Source organism: Sandaracinaceae bacterium (assembly GCA_020633055.1).
Taxonomy (GTDB): Bacteria; Myxococcota_A; Polyangia; order Polyangiales; family Houyiibacteriaceae; genus JADJJE01.
This window is the reverse complement of record JACKEJ010000010.1, coordinates 316,035-334,078: the sequence shown is the minus strand read 5'-3', so window position 1 is coordinate 334,078 and position 18,044 is coordinate 316,035. Positions and strand designations below refer to the sequence as shown.

At 71.9% G+C, this 18,044-nt stretch carries 15 protein-coding genes; 8 read left to right on the top strand and 7 right to left on the bottom strand.

The window, feature by feature from the left end; all coding sequences use genetic code 11:
• The first annotated feature begins 10 nt into the window (after nucleotides 1-10).
• A complete protein-coding gene (locus H6726_23830) occupies nucleotides 11-517 on the top strand; it encodes a hypothetical protein (protein ID MCB9660696.1) in 507 nt (168 codons plus the stop codon).
• Between the two features lie 18 nt (nucleotides 518-535).
• Here H6726_23830 and H6726_23825 read toward each other — a convergent pair whose 3' ends face one another.
• Nucleotides 536-2,038, bottom strand: a complete 1,503-nt coding sequence (locus tag H6726_23825; GenBank protein ID MCB9660695.1) for a hypothetical protein — start codon at nucleotides 2,036-2,038, stop codon at nucleotides 536-538.
• Nucleotides 2,039-2,092: 54 nt separating this feature from the next.
• Complete coding sequence (locus H6726_23820; protein MCB9660694.1) at nucleotides 2,093-3,031, bottom strand: zinc-dependent peptidase; 939 nt, start codon at nucleotides 3,029-3,031, stop codon at nucleotides 2,093-2,095.
• A gap of 173 nt (nucleotides 3,032-3,204) precedes the next feature.
• On the opposite strand from H6726_23820, the gene H6726_23815 reads away from it, so the two are divergent.
• A complete protein-coding gene (locus H6726_23815) occupies nucleotides 3,205-5,043 on the top strand; it encodes a hypothetical protein (protein ID MCB9660693.1) in 1,839 nt (612 codons plus the stop codon).
• Nucleotides 5,044-5,108: 65 nt separating this feature from the next.
• A complete protein-coding gene (locus tag H6726_23810; GenBank protein MCB9660692.1) occupies nucleotides 5,109-6,341 on the top strand; it encodes a hypothetical protein in 1,233 nt (410 codons plus the stop codon).
• A 22-nt stretch (nucleotides 6,342-6,363) separates the two neighbouring features.
• Here the strand turns inward: H6726_23810 and H6726_23805 are convergent, their stop codons facing one another.
• From H6726_23805 to H6726_23790, 4 genes are read right to left on the bottom strand one after another with little or no spacing between them, the layout of a single operon-like run.
• The gene (locus H6726_23805; protein ID MCB9660691.1) at nucleotides 6,364-7,260 is read right to left on the bottom strand and encodes a DUF2894 domain-containing protein; all 897 of its coding nucleotides are present in this window, start codon (nucleotides 7,258-7,260) and stop codon (nucleotides 6,364-6,366) included.
• Entirely contained in the window at nucleotides 7,257-8,057 is an 801-nt protein-coding gene (locus H6726_23800) for an OmpA family protein (protein MCB9660690.1), read from the bottom strand. Before H6726_23800 ends, H6726_23805 begins: the two co-directional genes overlap by 4 nt.
• On the bottom strand, nucleotides 8,044-10,419 hold the full coding sequence (locus H6726_23795; protein MCB9660689.1) for a hypothetical protein: 2,376 nt from the start codon (nucleotides 10,417-10,419) through the stop codon (nucleotides 8,044-8,046). Before H6726_23795 ends, H6726_23800 begins: the two co-directional genes overlap by 14 nt.
• Complete coding sequence (locus tag H6726_23790) at nucleotides 10,416-11,252, bottom strand: hypothetical protein (protein MCB9660688.1); 837 nt, start codon at nucleotides 11,250-11,252, stop codon at nucleotides 10,416-10,418. Before H6726_23790 ends, H6726_23795 begins: the two co-directional genes overlap by 4 nt.
• A gap of 246 nt (nucleotides 11,253-11,498) precedes the next feature.
• On the opposite strand from H6726_23790, the gene H6726_23785 reads away from it, so the two are divergent.
• From H6726_23785 to H6726_23765, 5 genes are all read left to right on the top strand, one after another.
• Nucleotides 11,499-13,457, top strand: coding sequence for a serine/threonine protein kinase (locus H6726_23785; protein MCB9660687.1), 1,959 nt, complete (start codon nucleotides 11,499-11,501; stop codon nucleotides 13,455-13,457).
• Nucleotides 13,458-13,576: 119 nt separating this feature from the next.
• Nucleotides 13,577-14,479 (top strand): amidohydrolase family protein, encoded by a 903-nt coding sequence (locus H6726_23780; GenBank protein ID MCB9660686.1) that lies wholly within the window; start codon nucleotides 13,577-13,579, stop codon nucleotides 14,477-14,479.
• 27 nt (nucleotides 14,480-14,506) lie between these two features.
• Nucleotides 14,507-15,271 (top strand): SDR family NAD(P)-dependent oxidoreductase, encoded by a 765-nt coding sequence (locus tag H6726_23775; GenBank protein MCB9660685.1) that lies wholly within the window; start codon nucleotides 14,507-14,509, stop codon nucleotides 15,269-15,271.
• Nucleotides 15,268-15,891, top strand: coding sequence for a hypothetical protein (locus tag H6726_23770; protein MCB9660684.1), 624 nt, complete (start codon nucleotides 15,268-15,270; stop codon nucleotides 15,889-15,891). Before H6726_23775 ends, H6726_23770 begins: the two co-directional genes overlap by 4 nt.
• A 106-nt stretch (nucleotides 15,892-15,997) precedes the next feature.
• On the top strand, nucleotides 15,998-17,350 hold the full coding sequence (locus H6726_23765; GenBank protein ID MCB9660683.1) for an MATE family efflux transporter: 1,353 nt from the start codon (nucleotides 15,998-16,000) through the stop codon (nucleotides 17,348-17,350).
• On the opposite strand, the gene H6726_23760 is transcribed toward H6726_23765, so the two are convergent.
• On the bottom strand, nucleotides 17,340-17,993 hold the full coding sequence (locus H6726_23760) for a hypothetical protein (GenBank protein ID MCB9660682.1): 654 nt from the start codon (nucleotides 17,991-17,993) through the stop codon (nucleotides 17,340-17,342). The two genes, H6726_23765 and H6726_23760, sit on opposite strands and share 11 nt — an antisense overlap.
• Between the last annotated feature and the right edge of the window lie 51 nt (nucleotides 17,994-18,044).

Below are 18,044 nucleotides of genomic sequence, written 5' to 3'. Positions count from 1 at the left end.
GACAGAGCCCATGACCGACACCCGCCACGCCCCCGACGCCCCGACGACCACCCACGACCGCACCCCCTCGGAGGCTGCCAGCGCCGCCGACCAGCGCATCGCCGCCTTGCGCAGCCAGCTGGCCATGGTTCAAGCGGAGCGCTCGCTGCTGCACGCACGTAGCGCCACCGGGAGCACCCCCCCGCCGGCGCGCTCCGGGCACGGTCCAGGTGGCTGGATCTTCGCGGGCTTCTCGTTCCTGTTCTTTTTGTCCATGGTCGTCTTCGCCGCGACGCGCCCGCCTGCGGTGCGGGTGGTGGAGGTGGAGGTCACCCGCGAGGTCCTCGTCCACGCCGAGCCCGAGACGGTGGCCGCGGCGCCGACGCCCGAGGTGGTGGCCGACCCCGAGCCCGTCGCAGCTCGGCCTCGGGCGCGCCAGCGCCCCGCCGCCGACAACGGTGGCATCACGCCCAGCACGCGCATGCGCCCCGCCCTCGAGCTGGACCGCTGCGGCAACGACCCCCTGTGTGGATCGTGAGCCCGCTCCGACGTGCGCTCAGTGCACGTCGAAGCGCAGCGTCAGCGGCGCGTCCGTGACGGGCGTGGGCGTCGCCTGCACGTTGACGCTCTCGAGGCTGGTCATCAGCACGAGCGTGAACGGCTCCGCGTCGCCAGGGAGGCGCGTGAGCACCACGACCCCGAGCCCGTCGGACGAGCGCAGCGCCCAAACCATGCGTGGGGTGCCGGCGTGGAGCGGGAGGTCCACCAGCGCGGCGGGCGCCAGGGCCGTCCCACGCATGCTCCGGTGCGAAACGAGTCCGTCACCCGCCACGCCCAGCAGGTCCCGGACGCCATCGCCGTCCAGGTCGACGGCGGTCGCGCTGTGGAGCCCCGGGGCCACGTCGAGCGGGATGCTGACCAAGCTCTCGGCCCGCGCTGCACGAATGAGCCGCGTCTGCTCGGCGAGAGCCAGCACGTCTACGCCCCCGTCGTCGTCGAGATCGAACGACAGCAGCTCGGTCGCAGGCGCTTCGCGCACCTCGGCCTGCCGCTCGAAGCGCCCCGTGCCATCCCCGAAGAAGACCCGGGCGGTGCCGGCGGCCTTGCCGGCGACGATGTCCTGGTGCTCGTCACGATCGAGGTCGGCCACGGCGAGCGCCACCGCGTTGCCAGCGTCGAGCCGCGCCGTGCGCGCAGGCGATGTCCCGCCTCCGAAGACCCAGACCTCGGACGGGCGCCGGCCGAACGCGTCGGGGCGGTGCAGCGCCACGATGTCGAGTGCCTCGTGGTCGTTGACGTGCGAAAGGACGATGGATGTCACGGGGATGGGCGCGAGCTCTTGCGGCTCGGCGAACCCCCCGCCTGGCGACGCGGGCACCAGGTAGAGCGCGCCGCCGACGGTGCTGCCTTCGGCGTTCTGTTCGAGGAAGCCGAGCACCAGATCGACCTGCCCATCGCCATCGACGTCCCCGTGAGCGATGGCCGAGGCCCGCACACGCGCGCGCGGCTGCGCGGGCTCGCGGTGGACCCGCAGCGTGCGATAGAGCTGGTCGCCGCCGGCTGGCCAGCGCGTGAGCCACTCGATGTCTGGCCCACAGCCAACCACGACGTTCCCTGGGTCGACGACGTCCACGACGGGCGGTGCGTCGGTCCCGCTGCAGACGGTGTGGCGGCGCAGGGCAGGGGCCGTCGGCTCGGCGAGGGCAGGCGCGGCGTCTTCCGCGGGCGCGATCGGGGTCCCGGCGCGGCCAGGAACGCTCGCAGGAGACGTACCGTCCGTGGGCGTGGGGTCCGTGGCGCCCGCGACGGGTCGCGGGGCGGGGGACTCGCTGGGGGCGGGGGAACCGTCCGTGCTCGGCTCTCCGGTGTCTGGCTCGCTCGGCGGCTGTGCGGGGTCGTCCACGCCCGCGTCGGCCGCGGGGCGCGCGGCGCGACCCGTACGACCGAACGCTCCATCCAGCGCCGGCAGCACGCCCGCGACGGCGCCCACCATGAACAGCAGGCCCCAGGTCCCGAGCAGGATTCCGAGCGCTCTCAGCGCGGCCGTGAATTTCGCCACGGCCGCGTTGTAGCAGTCGCCCGCCCGCGACGCATCGGCAACCCCCGCGCGGACTCAGCGCTTGCTCCCGCGCTTGGCGCCTCCCTTGCGCCGTGCGCGGGATGGGCTCGGGGGCGCCGCGTTCGCTTCGCCCAGCAAGGTCTCCGGATCGATCCGGAGCCACGCAGTGAGCACGTCGTAGAGCTGGGAGTGGCTCTTGCGCATGAGCGCGGGGCGCTCGAAGAAGACCTCGGTGGCCACCGCGAACAGCTCGGCGCGGTTGGTGCCGGCATAGTCGCGCAGCACGGAGCGGCCCCCGCGGGCCCGCGCCAGCTCGTGGGTGAGCAGCGCCTGTTCCTCCGCTTGCGACCCAGCGGCCAGTCCCGGGATGCCGTCGGCGAAGCCGTCCTCGAGGTCCAGTACATGCGCCCACTCGTGGACCGACACGTTGTAGCCGTCCGACGAGCGGTCCCAGCCATCTCGCAGGGCTCGCTCGGAGAAGAGCACCGGCCCCTGACGGTGCACCATCCCTGCGATGCGCGCGTCGTGCGCGACGTCGTAGTCCTCCGAGAAGGCGTCGGGGTAGAACACCACCGAGCGGGTCTCGTCGAGCTGTAGGTCGTCGCGCCCCACGTAGAGCAGGGCGGCTCCAGCCACGGCCATGACCCGCAGCTCCAGCGTGTCCCGGGCACCGTCCACGCTCTCGAACTCGAGGGTCGCGAGCAGGCGTGCCACCCTGCGACTGAACGCGTCGCGCTGCGCGTCGCTCAGCCCAGCGAAGTGACGAACATGCCGCTCGAGCAGGGTCGTCACCTCCGGGTCGAGCGGCGCTCGGGCCGCCCGCCACGCGCGCAGCGGGCGGCGGAGCGAGAACCACAGGACGCCCATGGCGACGATGGGTCCGGCCACGGCGACCCCGGAGGAGCCGCCGCGCACACCCAGCGCGACGAGGGCGGCCGCGACGACGAGCGCGACGACGGCGCGCCACACGATGGCCAGCACTTCTCGGGTCATGGGCGCCCGAGTCTAGCAGCGCTCTACGGAACGATCGGTGCGGTTGGTTTCTAAAAAAACGTATCGAAAGACGCCGTCATGCCCCGGTTTTTTGTGCTAGTTCAATTTTACGCCCAAAGCGCTCTCCGCGCCAGGCGACCCCCGAGAACTGGAACGCGCCCCAGCCGATCGTGGTGACGGGCGTCAACGACGACCTCGACGACGGCGACCAGCCCTACGACGTCGTGTTCTCGGCGACCACCAGCGACGACAGCGTCTACGCGGCGCTCACTCCGGCGGCGGTTTCGCTGACGAACCTGGACGACGACATGATCGGCATCGAGGTCAGCGCCATCAGTGGCGACACCACGGAGGCGGGCGGCACCGCCACGTTCAGCGTGCGCTTGCGCACGGTCCCCAGCGCGGACGTGACCGTGAACTTCGCGAGCTCCGCGAGCGACGAGGGCACCACGGACGTCACCTCGCTGACGTTCAGCCCGGGCAACTTCGGGGACCTGCAGACGGTCGTGGTCACGGGCCAGGATGACGATGTGCAGGACGGGGACCAGCCCTACGCCATCGCGTTCACCGCAACCACCAGCACCGACGCGGACTACGCAGCCATCACCCCTGCGGACGTGACGCTGTCGAACGAGGATGACGACAGCGCGGACATCGTGGTCTCCGTGACCGACGCGACCACGGACGAGGCGGGCGGCACGGCGGCGTTCAGCGTGGTGCTGAACTCGGAGCCGACCGCGGACGTGACCATCACGTTCGACACGACCGACGGCGGCGAGGGGACGCCCGACCAGACGACGCTGACGTTCACTTCCGCGACGTGGGACATGCCGCAGACGGTCGTCGTGACCGGGGAGAACGACGACGTGCAGGACGGCGACCAGCCCTACCGCATCGACTTCGACGCCGTGACGTCCAGCGACGCGATCTACGCGCCGATCGCCATCGCCAACATCGACCTGAGCAACGAAGACGACGACTCGGCGGGCATTCGCGTGAGCGACATCAGCGGGGACACCAACGAGGGGGGCGGCACGGCAACGTTCACGGTGGTGCTCGACTCCGAGCCCACGGCGGACGTCACGGTGGCGTTCCACTCCAACGACGCAAGCGAAGGGTCGCTCGACATCACCTCCATCACGTTCACGTCGGAGAACTGGGAAACCCCCGTGACCGTGACCGTGACCGGGCAGAACGATGGCGTAGCCGATGGCAGCGTGGAGTACGCCATCGACTTCTCGGCGACGACCAGCACGGACCCGCTGTACGACGGCGTCACGCCTGACAGCTTGACGCTGACGAACATCGAGACGCAGGTCTTCGGGTTCACGGGGGCGATGCAGACGTTCATCGTGCCCAACGTCACGCAGCTGCGGGTGGAGGTGAACGGCGCCCAAGGCGGCGCCAACTGGGTCGACAACACGAATTTTGGCGGACGCACCGAGGCCATCATCACCGTCACCCCGGGCGAGACGCTCTACATCTTCGTGGGTGGGCAGCCCAACGGCACGACGGGAGGCTTCAACGGTGGCGGCAACGGCGAGACGGGCGGTCAGGGCGGCGGCGGCGGTAGCGACATCCGGCGCGGTGGGATGACCCTGAACGATCGCATCGTCGTGGCGGGAGGCGGTGGCGGCGCCGGGTTCTGGTCCAGCCAGCACGTGATCGGGGGCGTCGGAGGCGGCCTCACCGGGGGCGATGGCATGCGGGCGGACGCCACGAACCCTGGCGGCTTGGGCGCGACGCAGACCGAGGCGGGTCCCTCGGGGACCTGTATCTCGTTCAACAACCCGGTCACGGCGGGCGCCTTCGGGGTCGGCGGCGCGCCCTCTGGCTGCGGGTGCGAAGGCTACGGCGGCGGCGGCGGCTGGTGGGGCGGCGCGGGCAGCGGAAACTGCCGTGGCGGCGGGGGCGGGAGCGGCTACGTCATCCCGACGGGGTCGAGCAGCATCACGCTCACGGCGGGTGGGGCTGAGCCCGGGCACGGTTCGGTGCGCATCACCTACCCCTGAGCGTCCGCTCGATGGTGTTCGGAATTCGCGGGGCGCGCGGCCAGGATCAAGTAGTCTCCTGCGTCGTGACGCTCCGCTCGTTCCCCGTCCTCCCCTCGTACCGGTCCTCCGCCCGCGCGGCCGAGCCCTCCGTCGTGGCTTCGGGGCAGTCCCCGCGCCACGTGCCCATGCGCGCGACGCGTGCCGGCCGCATCCGTCTGTTGGCCGCTGGGCTGCTCGTGCTCGCGTTCGTGGGGTCAGGGTGCTCGGGAGAGCCGCACCCCCCAGAGCCCATGGGCCCGCCTCCGATGAGCGTGACCACCACGTTCATGACGGATCCCAACGCGTTCACGCCCGCCGAGAGCGACGCGCCGCTCGACTTCGCGCTCACGCTCGCCGTGCGTAACTCGCGCCCCACGCTGGTGCTCTCGGGGCGCTACAACCTCCCGGCTGCGGTGCGCGCCCGCTACGGCGAGGACCCCCGGCACGCCATCTATCTGGTGGCGATCAACACGGAGGCCTTCCGCATCCACGCAGCGCCCGTCGGTCCGCCCCTCTCGCCAACCAGCGAGCCACCAGCGTTCGCGGGTGACGTGTTCGCGGACGAGGCCACCGGAGAGCCGCTGCGCGGCGTGTTCAGTGTGGATGTGCCCGTCGCCCTGGGGCTGCCGCCCTTGTCGGCTCCGTACGAGTTCTTCCTGTGGATCGACGAGCACGTGACCCCGCGCCAGTCGTTCATCAATCCGTCCAACACCACGCCGCGCGAGGGGCACGAGGTGCTCCCCATCACGGGGCCCGCGATGCTGTTGCAGCGCACCGAGAGCGACGGTGCCATCCCGTCCATCACCATCCAGACGACAGAGGGCAGCAGCGTCGTCGAGGGCGTCGTCGCGCACGAGCTGGACACGCCCGAGCCGGTGCCCCTGCTCTACATGGCGGTCGAGCGTCCGGTCATGCAGTACGGCTACGCGCGCGTGGTGTTGCCCCACGACGACGAGTCGCGTCGCCTGCACTACGACCTCGACGTCCGGCACCTGTTCTTCAACCACGAACCCACCGGGCGCGTATGGGTCCTCGGGATGATGGGCAGCGCGACGGCGACGCCCGCGGCGCTGCGCGTGCCCGAGCGGCCCGCACCGGTGGATGGAGGTGTTCCCGCGGCGCCCATCACGGACGCGACCGCTGGGAGCACTGCCACGGCGGCCGCGCCAGCGTCGGCCGCGACGGAGACCGCACCACCGAGCGAGGCCACGGCGAACGTCCCTGCACCGCACCCCGCCGCAGGCGAGGCGGCCCCAGCGCCCAGCGCGGCACCGTAGGGTGCTCCCTACGGCGCGGTGGTCACTCCGCCGCCTCCATCGCGTCGCGGTTGGGTCCCACGTCGTCACCCGCGGGTGCATCGTCCGATGCGGGCTTCGAGCGCGAGGCCCCCTTGGCGTTGGCGCTTTGGGCCCTGCTCGTCGCGCCCTTTTTGCCCTTCGGGCTCTTGCCCTTGGCCTTCGCGCGGCTCGGCTTCTCTGGGGGCGGCGGGACGACCCAACGCTGCAGGGCCCCGATGGCTTCGAGGCGCGCGACCTGCACGCGCAGGTAGGCGGGGGCGAGCTGGTCCAGCGCTTCGAGCGCTCGCGCTGCCACGGAGGGTGCGTGGTACCGACCCGCGTGCTCCGGGAGCTCCGTGCGCGCTTGGGCCACGACCAGGCGAGCCGTCGCGTCGGCGGCCGCGTCCTGGTAGATGGCGGCCGCGAGCCCGGTCACGGTCTCGCGCTCGGGGCTCGGGCTGGGGAGCCCCACCTCCGTGTCGGGCGGAGGTGGTGGTTGCGACAGGCCGCGTGCCTGGGCTTCCTGACTCAGGCGCTCGAGCCACGGCTGCACGATGGCGCGGCGGGCGGCGATCCGGGTCTCGTCGTAGCGGCGCGCGGCGCGCTCCACCTCGTCGAAGCGCCCGTACTGCAGCGCCCCGTCCAGCCGCTTGGCGGGGTCCAGCCCTTGGCGTGCCAGCTGCGCGTAGGTCTGCCCGGCCCGTTCGCGCGCCCTCTCGAAGTCCTGGGTGAGCCCCACGAGGCGCGCGTTGGCTCGTTTGAGGAGGTGCGCGCGGGCGACCCCCGTCAGCCCCTCGGCCTTCGTGAGCAGCGTGCGCACCAGCGCTGCGCCAGGCGCGTCCCACACCTCGACCCCGCGCACGACGAGCTCGTCGAGCGTTGCGCGCAAGGCGGCGGGATCGAGCGCGGCGTCGCTCACGGCGTGCTGGGCTCCACGGTCGCTGCGGGGTCCCTGGTGGCCACGTCCGTGTCCGACGCGGCGTCGTCCCGCTCAGCCGTAGGTGGCGGCGCGGGGGCATCCACGACCTCGAGGGGCACCGGACCTGCGAGGTCGCTCGCACCGGGTGCTTCAGTTGCGTTGCCGAAACGGTGGATCAGGCGCGGCACAGGGGAGATCTCCACGCGGCGGTTCATGGCGCGGTGTTCTTCGGTGTCGTTCGGCGCCACAGGGTGGTTTGCGCCGAAGCCCGCCGCGAAGATCCAGTCCGCTGGCATGCCGGCCTCCACCAGCTCGCGCGTGACCGTGAGCGAGCGCTGCGCGCTGACCTCCCAGTTGTCGGCGAACGACCCATTGGGGCGCAGCGTGGTGTCGTCCGTGAATCCGCTCACCATCAACGACAGCTCGTTCTGGCCCAGGTAGGTCTGGAGCGGCGGCACCAAGGAGCGCAGCAGCGCGCGACCTTCGGGGCGCAGCTCCACCGAGCCCAGCGCGAACAGGAGGTTGCCGCGGATGCCGATGCGCCCATCCACGAGCGTGATCATGCCCGAGCTGAGCGGCCCGGCCAGCACGCTCTCGAGCGCCTCGAGGCGCGCGGTGGCGGCCTCGCGCGTGGCCCGCTCGGCCTCCAGATCCTCGGACAGGGCCACCTGCACGGTCACTAGCCACACGAAGAACAACACGAACAGCCCGAACAAGCAGGCCATCAGGTCGCCGAACGCCGCCCAGATGTTGGGCAGCTCGTCTTCGCCGTCGAGCGTGTCTTCAGGCAGATACATCGGTCTCGATCCCGTGCGGGGGCGTGTTGTTGGCGGCGTGACCGTTCATGCGGCCATGGCGCAGCTGCTCGAAGAGCTCTTGCTGGAAGCGCAGCTGCCGGTCGAAGATCTCGTGCGTGCGCGCGAGGTGATGCCCGAGCGCGTCGGCGGCTGCACCCTCGCCCGCGTCGGCGACGGCCCGCTCCACGTGGCCGAGGTTCTCGAGCCACTCGCGCGCGGCCTCGCGCTGCCGGTCCACCGCCTCGGCGAACATCTCGGCCACCGCCGTCAGCTCCGTGCCGCCGGCCTGTACCAGCCCCGCCGCGTCCTGCACCAGCTGCGACGTCTGACCCAGACTGGCGCTGAGCGTCTCGGCGTGGGCCCCGAGCTGCTGGGCCAGCATCGCCGCGCTCTCCGCCTGGGCGGTGCGCAGGCCCTCCTCGAGGGCCCCGAGGCGCTCGGCCTGGGTGTCCACCGTCTCGCGGATGCGGTCCAGCAGGGTCGCCAGGCGCTCCTCGCTGCGCGCCTCCATGGCCTCCGTGCGGCCCTCCGTGGCCGCGACGAACTGCTGCAGCGCGGTGGACTGCGAGCGTGCGGCCTCGGCGATGTGGATGGACGCGGCCTTCAGCTCTTCGAACATGGCCTGCGCCTCGCGCGCTCGTGCGGCGTCCGCGTCGGCGCTGGCCCCCAGCCGGTCCCGCATGACCTCGGCGGCGGCGGACAGCTCCGTGCGCAGCGTGCCGGCCACCTGCGCGAGCGTCTCGGCGCGCTCCGCGTCGCGCTCGGCGGCGGCGCTGAAGGCCGTGCGCATCTCGTGGCTCATGCCGTCCACGTGCTCGGTCAGCAGCGCGGCGCGACGCTCCTCTTCTGCGCCAAGGCGCTCGCTGGCGGCGGCCAGGCGCTCGCTCATGGTCTGGAGGTGCGCGTGCAGCACCTGAGCGCGCTCGCCCTCGGCGCTGGCCAGCGCTCGCACCGTTTGCTCCAGCGTGGCTGTGACGGCGTGCAGGCGCTCGCCCACACGCGCCGCCCGCGCGTCTTCCTCGGCGCGCGAGGCCTCGGCGTGGGCGCGGAGGCTGCTCACCAGGGACTCGCCCGCGGCCAGCAGGGCGGCGTCCAACGCTTCGCCGCGCTGGGTGAGCGTCTGTTCGAGGGTGTTCTGCACGGCTGCCCACAGCTCCCGCCGCTCGGCCTCGAGCGCGCGGGCCTCCTCGCGCTGTGTGCGCTCGGCCTCGACGTCGCGCTCGGCGTGCTGCGCCAGCGCCGCGAGCACGGCGGCGACGTGTCGCTCGCGCGCCTCGTCGGCCTGGCGCTCCTGCTCTGCCAGCGCGCTGCGGCGCGCGTCGTCCGACGCCCGCGCGGCGGTGACCTGCGCATCCAGCCTGGCCGTGACGCTCTCCAGGTGCGCGCTCAGCTGCTCGGTCACCAGGCGCTCCGTCTTGCGGCGCGACTCGCTGGCCTCGTCCACCTTCGCCTCGATGGCCGACAGGTGGGCTCCCGCGGCGGCGACCGTGCCCGCCACAGCCTGCTCCAGCAGCGGCGCGACGGCCCGGTGCGTCGCGCTGGCGCTCTGTTCCACGCCCGTTTGGACCGTGCGCTGCACGCTCTCGGTGGCTTCGAGCAGGCGCTTTGCGACGGCGTCGCTGGCCTCGGTGTGCGCGCGCGCCCACTCACCACGCAGCGCCATCAGCTCTTCGCTCGCGCGCGAGAGAGCGGCCGCCGCGGCCGGCAGGGACTCTCCCTGCACGGCCAGCTGCTCGAGCGCCACCAGCTGCCGGTGGCTGGACGCGAAGCGCGCGAACGGTCCGCTGGCGGCCGCGTGGAGCTGGACGCCCAGCTGCCCCGCCGCGCGGCGCGCGAACACGGCCGCGAGCCCCAGCATGGCGGACGACGACACGCCGGCCGCCGAGGTGCCGAAGCTGCGCATGAGGCCGCTCATGGGCGTGCTCAGGCCCTCGCGCAGGGCCTCGACGTCGGTGCTCGCGGTGAGGGCCAGCCGCGCGCCGCGCAGGGTCTCGAACAACCCGAGGAACGTGCCGAGCAAGCCGAGCATGACCAGCAGGCCGATGAGGTACGGGGTGAACGAGGCGCGCGGCACGCCCAGCGACACGCGGTCGAGGCGTGCCTGCAGCAGCGCCCGCAGCACGGGGCTCGCGTTGTCGATGCCCTCCAGCGACGGCTCCTTCGTGAGCTTCTGCAGCTCGTTCGTGAGCCCGCTCAGCCGCTGCGCGTGCACGAGCAGCTCGACGACCCCCGCGAACAGCGCGGCCGCCATGAGCGCGACCACGCCGAACGCCAGCGGGTCTTCGCCTTGGTAGAACCCAGCCGTGCGCGCGAGGATCAGCGAACCGGCGGCGCCGGCGAACAAGATGGCGATGCGAGTCATGTCGGGGTCTCCGTGGGGCAGCGCGCGGCGCTGTCCACTAGCGCTCGGAGGCCGGCGGCCTCCAGCTCGTACAGGCTCAGCGCGAGCCGACGCAGGTCTTCGAGGTGTCCGCGCAGCCAGCCGCCGGGCCACAGCCAGCGGCTGAGGTCGGGGCTGTCGTCCGTGGCTGAGGGCAACTTGCCGAGCGCCACACGCAGGCCGCCCACGAAGGCGCGGTCCAGCTGCTTCAGGGTGTCGTCCACGCGGGCCGTGATGGCGAGGCTCATGGCGGCCTCCAGCGGCCCGTCGAGGGCGGCCAGGGCGGCGGCGGCGGGCCCCAGCATGCGCACGTTGGCCGCGAGGTCCTGACGCAGCCAGGCCACCTCACGCCGCATGAAGGACACCTTCTGATGGAAGTGGTCCCGCATGGGCGCGCCCAGCTCGGCTGCCGCAGCTTGGAGGGCGGCCCGGTCGGTGGCCGTCCGGGCGTCGATGGACCGACCCAGGAGTCCGTGGCCGCGGAGCACGCCCTGCAGCAGGACGGGGTCCGCGAGCGCAGCAGGCCGCGGACGGGCGAGCGCGGACATGAGCCGCGCGCGCACCTGGGCCAGCTGGCGCGCCACCTCCGCCACGACGGCGGCACCTGGCTCGCTGTAGGGGCCGTCCAGGCGTCCCGGGACGGCCTGGGTGGGGCGGCTCGAGAGCAGGTCCGAGAGCGCGATCGCGCGCGGCACGTCCAGCGCGCTGGCCAGCGTGGCGGCGGGGTTGGGCGGTGGCCCTTCTGGGAGCGGGTCGTCCGCGCGGCTCCTGAGGCGGCGCAGAACCCCCGAGAGATCCGCTTCCGGTGTGCCCAATGCGAGCATCGTAGATGGACGCGGGTGTTACCCAGGTGCCTCGCGGACGGCAAGGGGGAACGGCGTCGGGCCCAAATGCCCGATTCTCCGCAAAAAGGGGGGTATGGATCCAACGCTGTGAAATCTCTCGGAAATGACTGACGCGCGTGTGTCCCCGTTCATGGAGGTGCTCGCGTCTGGCCAGGCGATCTCCCCCGACCGAGGCGATCGCCTTCCCGTCCCCATCGGGTTAGTCTCAGCGTCTCGATGGCCGATCTCGACAGGACCCAGGACGGACCAGAGCCGCCCGCCGAGCGCCGCGTGGACGCCTTCCTCCACACCCTCGAGATGACGGAGGACGCGACGTTGGTCCGCGCCCCCCTCTCCACCATCGAGCCGAAACGCGCCGACACCGACGCGGCGCGCAAGGCCGGGGCCCTGCTGGCGGTCCCGCGCTCGAACGGGGTGCGGCTCGAGGAGGTCCTCGGCGAGGGCGGCATGGGCGTCGTCTATCTCGCCGAGCAGGAGTCGCTCGGTCGCAAGGTCGCCGTGAAGCAGGTGCGCGCCGAGTCGCGCTCGGCGACGACCACGACGCGCTTGCTCCAGGAAGCGTGGGTCATCGGCCAGCTGGAGCACCCCAACATCCTGCCGGTGTACGACATCGCCACCTCCGACGAGGGCGACCCGCTGATCGTGCTGAAGCGCATCGAGGGGGTGGAGTGGGGGCAGCTCATGCACGACGCGGCCACGGTGAAGCGTCGCTTCCGCGCCCCGGACCTGCTGGAGTGGAACCTCGACGTGATGACGCGCGTCTGCGACGCCGTGCACTTCGCGCACTCCCGTGGGTTCATCCACCGCGACCTGAAGCCCGAGAACGTGCTCATCGGCGAGCTGGGCGAGGTCTACGTGGCGGACTGGGGGATCGCCGTGTCCACCCGCGAGGACCAGCGCGTGGTGCCCCTGGCGCGTGACGCCAAGGAGATCGCTGGCACGCCCGCCTACATGGCCCCCGAGATGCTGGGCGGGGAGGTCTCGCGCATCAGCGAGAAGACGGACGTGTACCTGCTCGGCGCGGTGCTCTACGAGGTGCTCGGAGGCGAGCCGCCGCACCAGGGCAAGGACCTGCGGGCGATGATCACCAGCATCCTGATGGACGTGGCGGAGCTGCCCGACAACGTGCCTGCGGCGCTGCGCGCCATCACGCTACGCGCGCTCGAAGTGGACCCCGACGCGCGCTTCGAGAGCCCGCTGCAGCTGCGCCTCGCGCTCGAGGGCTACCTGCGGCACCGCGGGTCGGAGCAGCTCGGCGCGCGCGCGCTGGAGCGCCTGGCGCAGCTGGAGGCGAGCCTGGCACGTGCGGCCGCCGGCGACCCCGAGCACGACGCGCAGGCGCTGCACGGTCTGGTGTCGGAGTGCCGCTTCGGCTTCCGTGAGGCCCTGTCTCAGTGGCCCGAGAACGCCTCGGCGCGGCGCGGGCTCGAGCGCACGCTCACACTGGTGGTGGAGCACTCGGCGCGCGAGGGCGACCCCAAGGCTGCCCGGGCCTATCTGTCCGAGCTGGACTCGCCGAGCGCGGAGCTGACGGCGCTGGTGGTAGCCGCGGAGAAAGAGCACGCGGCGCGCGAAGGGCGCCTGGCGCAGCTGGAGAAGCACCACGACCAACGCACGGGGATGCGTACGCGCACCCTGTTCGCGGTGGTCCTCGGCACCCTGTGGACGCTCACCCCGGTGGTGGGCGGCGAGTGGCTCGCGCCCGCCCTCGGCTACGACATGGAGTCGTTCGCGCCGCTCTACATCGTGCCGACCTTCTGCCTGTTCTTGGTGCTCGGGCTCGGCTACTGGGCGCGCGAGTCGATGATGGCCACGCCGCTCAACCGCCGCTTCTTCGCGTCCATCGTGGCGCTGCTGGCGATGCAGCCGTGGCTGCTGCACCTGGCGCAGGTCCAGCAGCTATCGCTGAGCGCGACGTTCTCGTTTCTGTTCGCGTACTGGGCTGCGCTGGCGTGCATGGCGTCCATCTCGCTCGACGTGCAGCTGTTCCCCATGGTGGTGGGCTACGGCGTCGCCTCGGGGCTCTCGTTGCACTACCCGCACGCCAACCTGCGCATCATGGCGGTGGCCAACTTCGTCTTCATGCTGACGCTCCTGCGCATGGGGCTGCCCGTGCTGCGCGAGGACCACGAGCGGCGCTTGGCCGAACGCCGGTCGCGCGTCCCTCCCCCCTGAAGACGCACCACCTGGGGGGCGCCGGGCAGCCGCTGGAGCCTTCGGGGTCGTCCGGCGACGAGGTGTGCAGGATGGGCCCCACGCGTTGTTCGATCACGGATTCGTGCCACAACGGCGAGATGGCGCTGCCCCCCCGAGCCCCGGTGATCGACCTCATGCTGGGCATCCCCAGCCTGCATCAGAAGGAGTCCTACGACTTCATGCGGCCGCTCTTCCGTGACGCGGAGAGCCTGCGGTCGTTCGACTTCCCGGCCGAGTACATGTTCAAGGACTTCCCGCGCATCGGCCCGCAGGACGACTACGCCGCCTACACGGTGTCGCTGATGGACGCGGTGGGCATCCGGGCGGCCCTGCTCGGGGTGAGCGCGAAGAACGAGGTCGCCCTGCGCGCGCTGCGCGACTACCCGACGCGCTTCGTGCCCGAGATGATGGTCTCGGCCAACGGCGGGATGGAGGCCGTGCGCGAGCTCGAGCGGATGGACGCGCAGGTGGACCTCGCCGCCGTCAGTGCGTTCCCGAGCGGCTACTTCCCGCAGGTGCCCCTCGCGGACAAGGCGTTCTATCCGCTGTATGCGTGCATGGTGGAGCGGGGGCTCCCGTTCTTCGTGTGCGTGGGTGTGCCCGGGCCGCGCATCCCGATGGCGCCCCAGCTGGTGGAGCAGCTGGACGAGCTGTGCTGGGCCTTCCCGGAGCTGAAGGTCGTCATGCGCCACGGGGCCGAGCCCTGGACCGACCTGGCCGTGAAGCTGATGCTCAAGTACCCGAACCTGTACTACTCCACCAGCGCCTTCGCGCCGCGCCACTACCCGCGCGCCATCATCGACTACGCCAACACGCGCGGGGCCGACAAGGTGATGTACGCGGGGTATTTTCCCGCCGGGCTGACGCTCGCGCGCATCTTCGACGAGCTGCCCTCCGTGCCCTTCGCGGACCACGTCTGGCCCAAGTTCCTGTACCAGAACGCGACCCGCGTCCTGCGCCGCTTGCCCACAGATTTTCCCGTCGGCGACCAGTTGGGGTAAAGAGGCTTACCGCACAGGAGTTTTGAGATGAACTTGAACGATACAGTCGCGCTGGTCACCGGTGGCGCGTCCGGGCTGGGCGAGGCCACCGCGCGGCGCTTCGTGGCCGCGGGCGCCAAGGTGGTCGTCGTGGACCTCGACGCGGACCGCGGAGAAGCGCTCTCCAAGGAGCTCGCCGGGCAGGTCACGTACGTGAAGGGCAACGTGGCGGACCCAGACGACGTCGCGCGCGCCGTCGCTGCAGCCGAGAGCGTCGGACCCCTGCGCGTGGCCGTCAGCTGCGCGGGCATCGGCGTGCCCCAGAAGACCGTCGGGCGCGACGGCGAGCCGCACGACCTGGCCGCGTTCCAGAAGGTCATCACCGTCAACTTGGTGGGCACCTTCAACGTGCTGCGCCTGGCCGCGGCCTCCATGAGCAAGAACGAGCCGCTCGGCGAGGAGCGCGGCGTGGTCATCAACACCGCGTCCATCGCCGCCTTCGACGGGCAGATCGGTCAGGTGGCCTACGCCGCGTCCAAGGGCGGCGTGGTCGCGCTCACGTTGCCCGCGGCGCGCGACCTCATGAAGAACGGCGTGCGCGTCATGACCATCGCGCCCGGGTTGTTCAAGACGCCGCTGCTGCTCGGACTGCCCGAGCCCGCGCTCGCGTCGCTCGGGGCCAGCGTGCCGAACCCGAGCCGCCTTGGCGACCCGTCCGAGTATGCGCGGCTCGCGCAGCACATCGTCGAGAACGCTTACCTCAACGGCGAGGTGATCCGCATCGACGCGGCCCTCCGGATGGCGCCTCGATGACGCGCGTCCTTGGACATCGCCCGACCGGGATCGCGCTGCTCACGCTGGCGCTCCTCTCCGCGGGCTGTGGCAGCAGCGTCAGCACCAGCCTGCGTGACGCCGACGACGCAGGCGCCTCGCCCGAGGCGTTTACGCTGGTCTATGACGACCACTCGGCGGGCTTCGGCGGCGAGCGCATCGAGCTCGACGCGGAGGGCACGCTCACGTTGCGTCGCTACCGACCGGCGATCGGCGGCGAGCCCCAGGTGGCCGAGACCATACGCGGAGCGCTGACGGCTGCGCGGAAGCGTGAGCTGGTCGCGCTGTTGGTCGAGATCGAGGCGTGGAGCCAGCGCGACATGCCAACCGCCTCGCTCAACGACGCCCGCGCGGTCCTCGAGCTGCGCGTGGGCAGCAACCGCTCCAGCATTTGGGAGTGGGCCGACGACCTCGACGCCAACCAGCGTCTGAGGCGCATCGAGCAGCTGCTCACGCGGTTCGCGGCGGACCTCGACGTGCCCTCCGGCAGCGGCGGCGAGAACCCGGTCGAGGGCGCCGAGGGCTCGGAGCCGACCGACACGCGGGCCGTCGAGGGCGTGGCACCCATTCGCATCACGGACACGTCGCGGCCACGTCGATGATCTCCCTGCGCTCGGTTCGACCTCGTGCGCGCCGTGTTCGCGCGCACGTGCGATCCACGGTGCGCGCAGAACGCGGTGCGTCCCGGACAGGACGCACGGCCCGCACATGAGCGGGTCGAGCCCCATCTCCGTCGTGGCAGCGCCTTCCCGCCGGCGCCGCATCCTGACGCTGGGTCTGCCCATCATCGGCGGGATGGTGTCGCAGAACGTGCTCAACTTGGTGGACGCCTACATGGTGGGTCATCTGGGCGATGCCGCGCTCGCCGCCGTGGGCGCGGGAGGGTTCCTCAACTTCGTCACCACCGCGTTCATCCTCGGGCTCTCTGCGGGCGTGCAGGCCATGTCTGCGCGTCGCGTAGGGGAGGGCAGGGTGAGCGAGACGGCCGTGCCGCTCAACGGCGGGTTGCTGCTGGCGCTGGGGTTGGCCGTGCCCTGGTCCATCCTGCTCTCGTCGCACGCCAGCGCGCTCTACGCGGTGGTCACGGAGGACCCCGAGGTGGTGGCGGTGGGCGTGCCCTACCTGCGCTGGCGCCTGGTGGCGATGGCGCCGATGGCCATGAACTTCGCTTTTCGGGGCTTCTGGAACGCGACGGACCGCAGCACCTACTACATGGGCACGCTGGTGGTCATGCACACCAGCAACATCGTGCTCAACGCGGTGTTCATCTTCGGGCTGCTGGGCGCCCCCGCGCTCGGCGCCGAGGGGGCCGGGCTGTCGTCGGCCATCTCGACCTTCATCGGGCTCGGCACGTACGTCGCGCTGGCCCTGCGCCACACGCGCCCCGAGGGCTTCCTGCGCGGCCTCCCCGACCGCGACACGATGCGGACCATGGTGCGTGTCTCCGTGCCGGCTGGCACCCAGCAGTTCTTCTTTGCGGCCGGGCTCACCGCGTTCGTCGCCATCGTCGGGCGCATGGGAACGCGCGAGCAAGCCGCCACGCACATCCTGACGCAGCTCTTGCTCGTGGGTGTCCTCCCGGGGCTCGGCTTCGGCATGGCTGCCGCGTCGCTGGTGGGTCAGGCCCTGGGCCGCCGCGACCCCGAAGACGCGCGCCGTTGGGGCTGGGAGGTCACGCGCCTCGCGATGGTCGCCGTGTTGCTCGTCTCCACGCCCGCCATCTTCTTCCCCGGGGCGGTCGCGGGGGCCTTCCTGCAAGAGCCCCAGACCCTCGCGCTGGCCGCCGCCCCGCTGCGCCTGATCGGCTGCTCCCTGTTCCTCGACACCATCGGGTCCGTGCTCATGAACTCGCTGGTCGGCGCGGGCGACACGCGCCGCGTGATGCTGGTGTCCATCGCGTTCCAGTGGGGTCTGTTCCTGCCCGCCGCGTACCTCATCGGGCCCGTGCTCGGCTATGGGCTCTTGGCCGTGTTCGCCGCGCAGGTGGGCTACCGCCTGCTCCAGAGCGCCGCCTTCGCCACGCTCTGGCAGCGTGGCGCGTGGCAGCACATCAAGCTCTGAGCTGCTCGGCCGCCACCTCGAGCGCGCGGCGGTCTTCCGGCTCCAGGAGGACCTTGTCGCACGGGGGGCAGGCCTCGACACCCACGCGTGTCGTCCCCAACGTCAACGCGGCGGGCACCATCGCGTCGCCGCACTGCGGGCACGCGAGCGAGGTCACCACCCGCACCCAGCTCGCGCCGCCGGTCGACGCGGCGCCCAGCGACTCGGCGCTGTGCAGCCCCAGCACCTGCACCTCGCAGAGAGGGCACTCGAGGCGCTCCGTGGCGATGGTGCGGTACGCGGCCCCCAGGGCAGCTGGGCGCAGCGGCGTGTCGCAGCGCGGACAGGCCCCGCGCACGGCGCTCCCCGCCCGCTTGGCGCGGAGGACGGTGCAGTGTAGGTGGACGTCGCCGAAGTCGAGCATGGCGTAGGTGTGCACGTCGAGCTGCCCCTGGTTGCCCTTCACCCGGTAGCCCTGGTCGTGCGCAGTGACCTCGAGCCTGCCCACGCTGGTGTGGTGGAAGTCGGCCAGCTCGTCCTCGCCGAAGCGCGCGTACACCCCGCGGACGAGTCCTTCCCGGAGCATGCGACCGTCGTGGGCGCGAACGAAGCGGAGGCGGAGCGACATGGCCGCAGGATACAGCGCGCGGGCGCTCGTGGTCATGCGTGCGACCATGGTCCGGACGGGACGCGTCTCGACCGGACGAACGCGTGA

What these genes read in the sequence shown, in the direction of transcription:
- H6726_23830 (MCB9660696.1), top strand. Translation starts at nt 11, where the DNA reads ATGACCGACACCCGCCACGCCCCCGACGCCCCGACGACCACCCACGAC.
- H6726_23820 (MCB9660694.1), bottom strand. Translation starts at nt 3,031, where the DNA reads ATGACCCGAGAAGTGCTGGCCATCGTGTGGCGCGCCGTCGTCGCGCTC.
- H6726_23800 (MCB9660690.1), bottom strand. Translation starts at nt 8,057, where the DNA reads ATGTATCTGCCTGAAGACACGCTCGACGGCGAAGACGAGCTGCCCAAC.
- H6726_23795 (MCB9660689.1), bottom strand. Translation starts at nt 10,419, where the DNA reads ATGACTCGCATCGCCATCTTGTTCGCCGGCGCCGCCGGTTCGCTGATC.
- H6726_23785 (MCB9660687.1), top strand. Translation starts at nt 11,499, where the DNA reads ATGGCCGATCTCGACAGGACCCAGGACGGACCAGAGCCGCCCGCCGAG.
- H6726_23780 (MCB9660686.1), top strand. Translation starts at nt 13,577, where the DNA reads ATGGCGCTGCCCCCCCGAGCCCCGGTGATCGACCTCATGCTGGGCATC.
- H6726_23775 (MCB9660685.1), top strand. Translation starts at nt 14,507, where the DNA reads ATGAACTTGAACGATACAGTCGCGCTGGTCACCGGTGGCGCGTCCGGG.
- H6726_23770 (MCB9660684.1), top strand. Translation starts at nt 15,268, where the DNA reads ATGACGCGCGTCCTTGGACATCGCCCGACCGGGATCGCGCTGCTCACG.
- H6726_23765 (MCB9660683.1), top strand. Translation starts at nt 15,998, where the DNA reads ATGAGCGGGTCGAGCCCCATCTCCGTCGTGGCAGCGCCTTCCCGCCGG.
- H6726_23760 (MCB9660682.1), bottom strand. Translation starts at nt 17,993, where the DNA reads ATGACCACGAGCGCCCGCGCGCTGTATCCTGCGGCCATGTCGCTCCGC.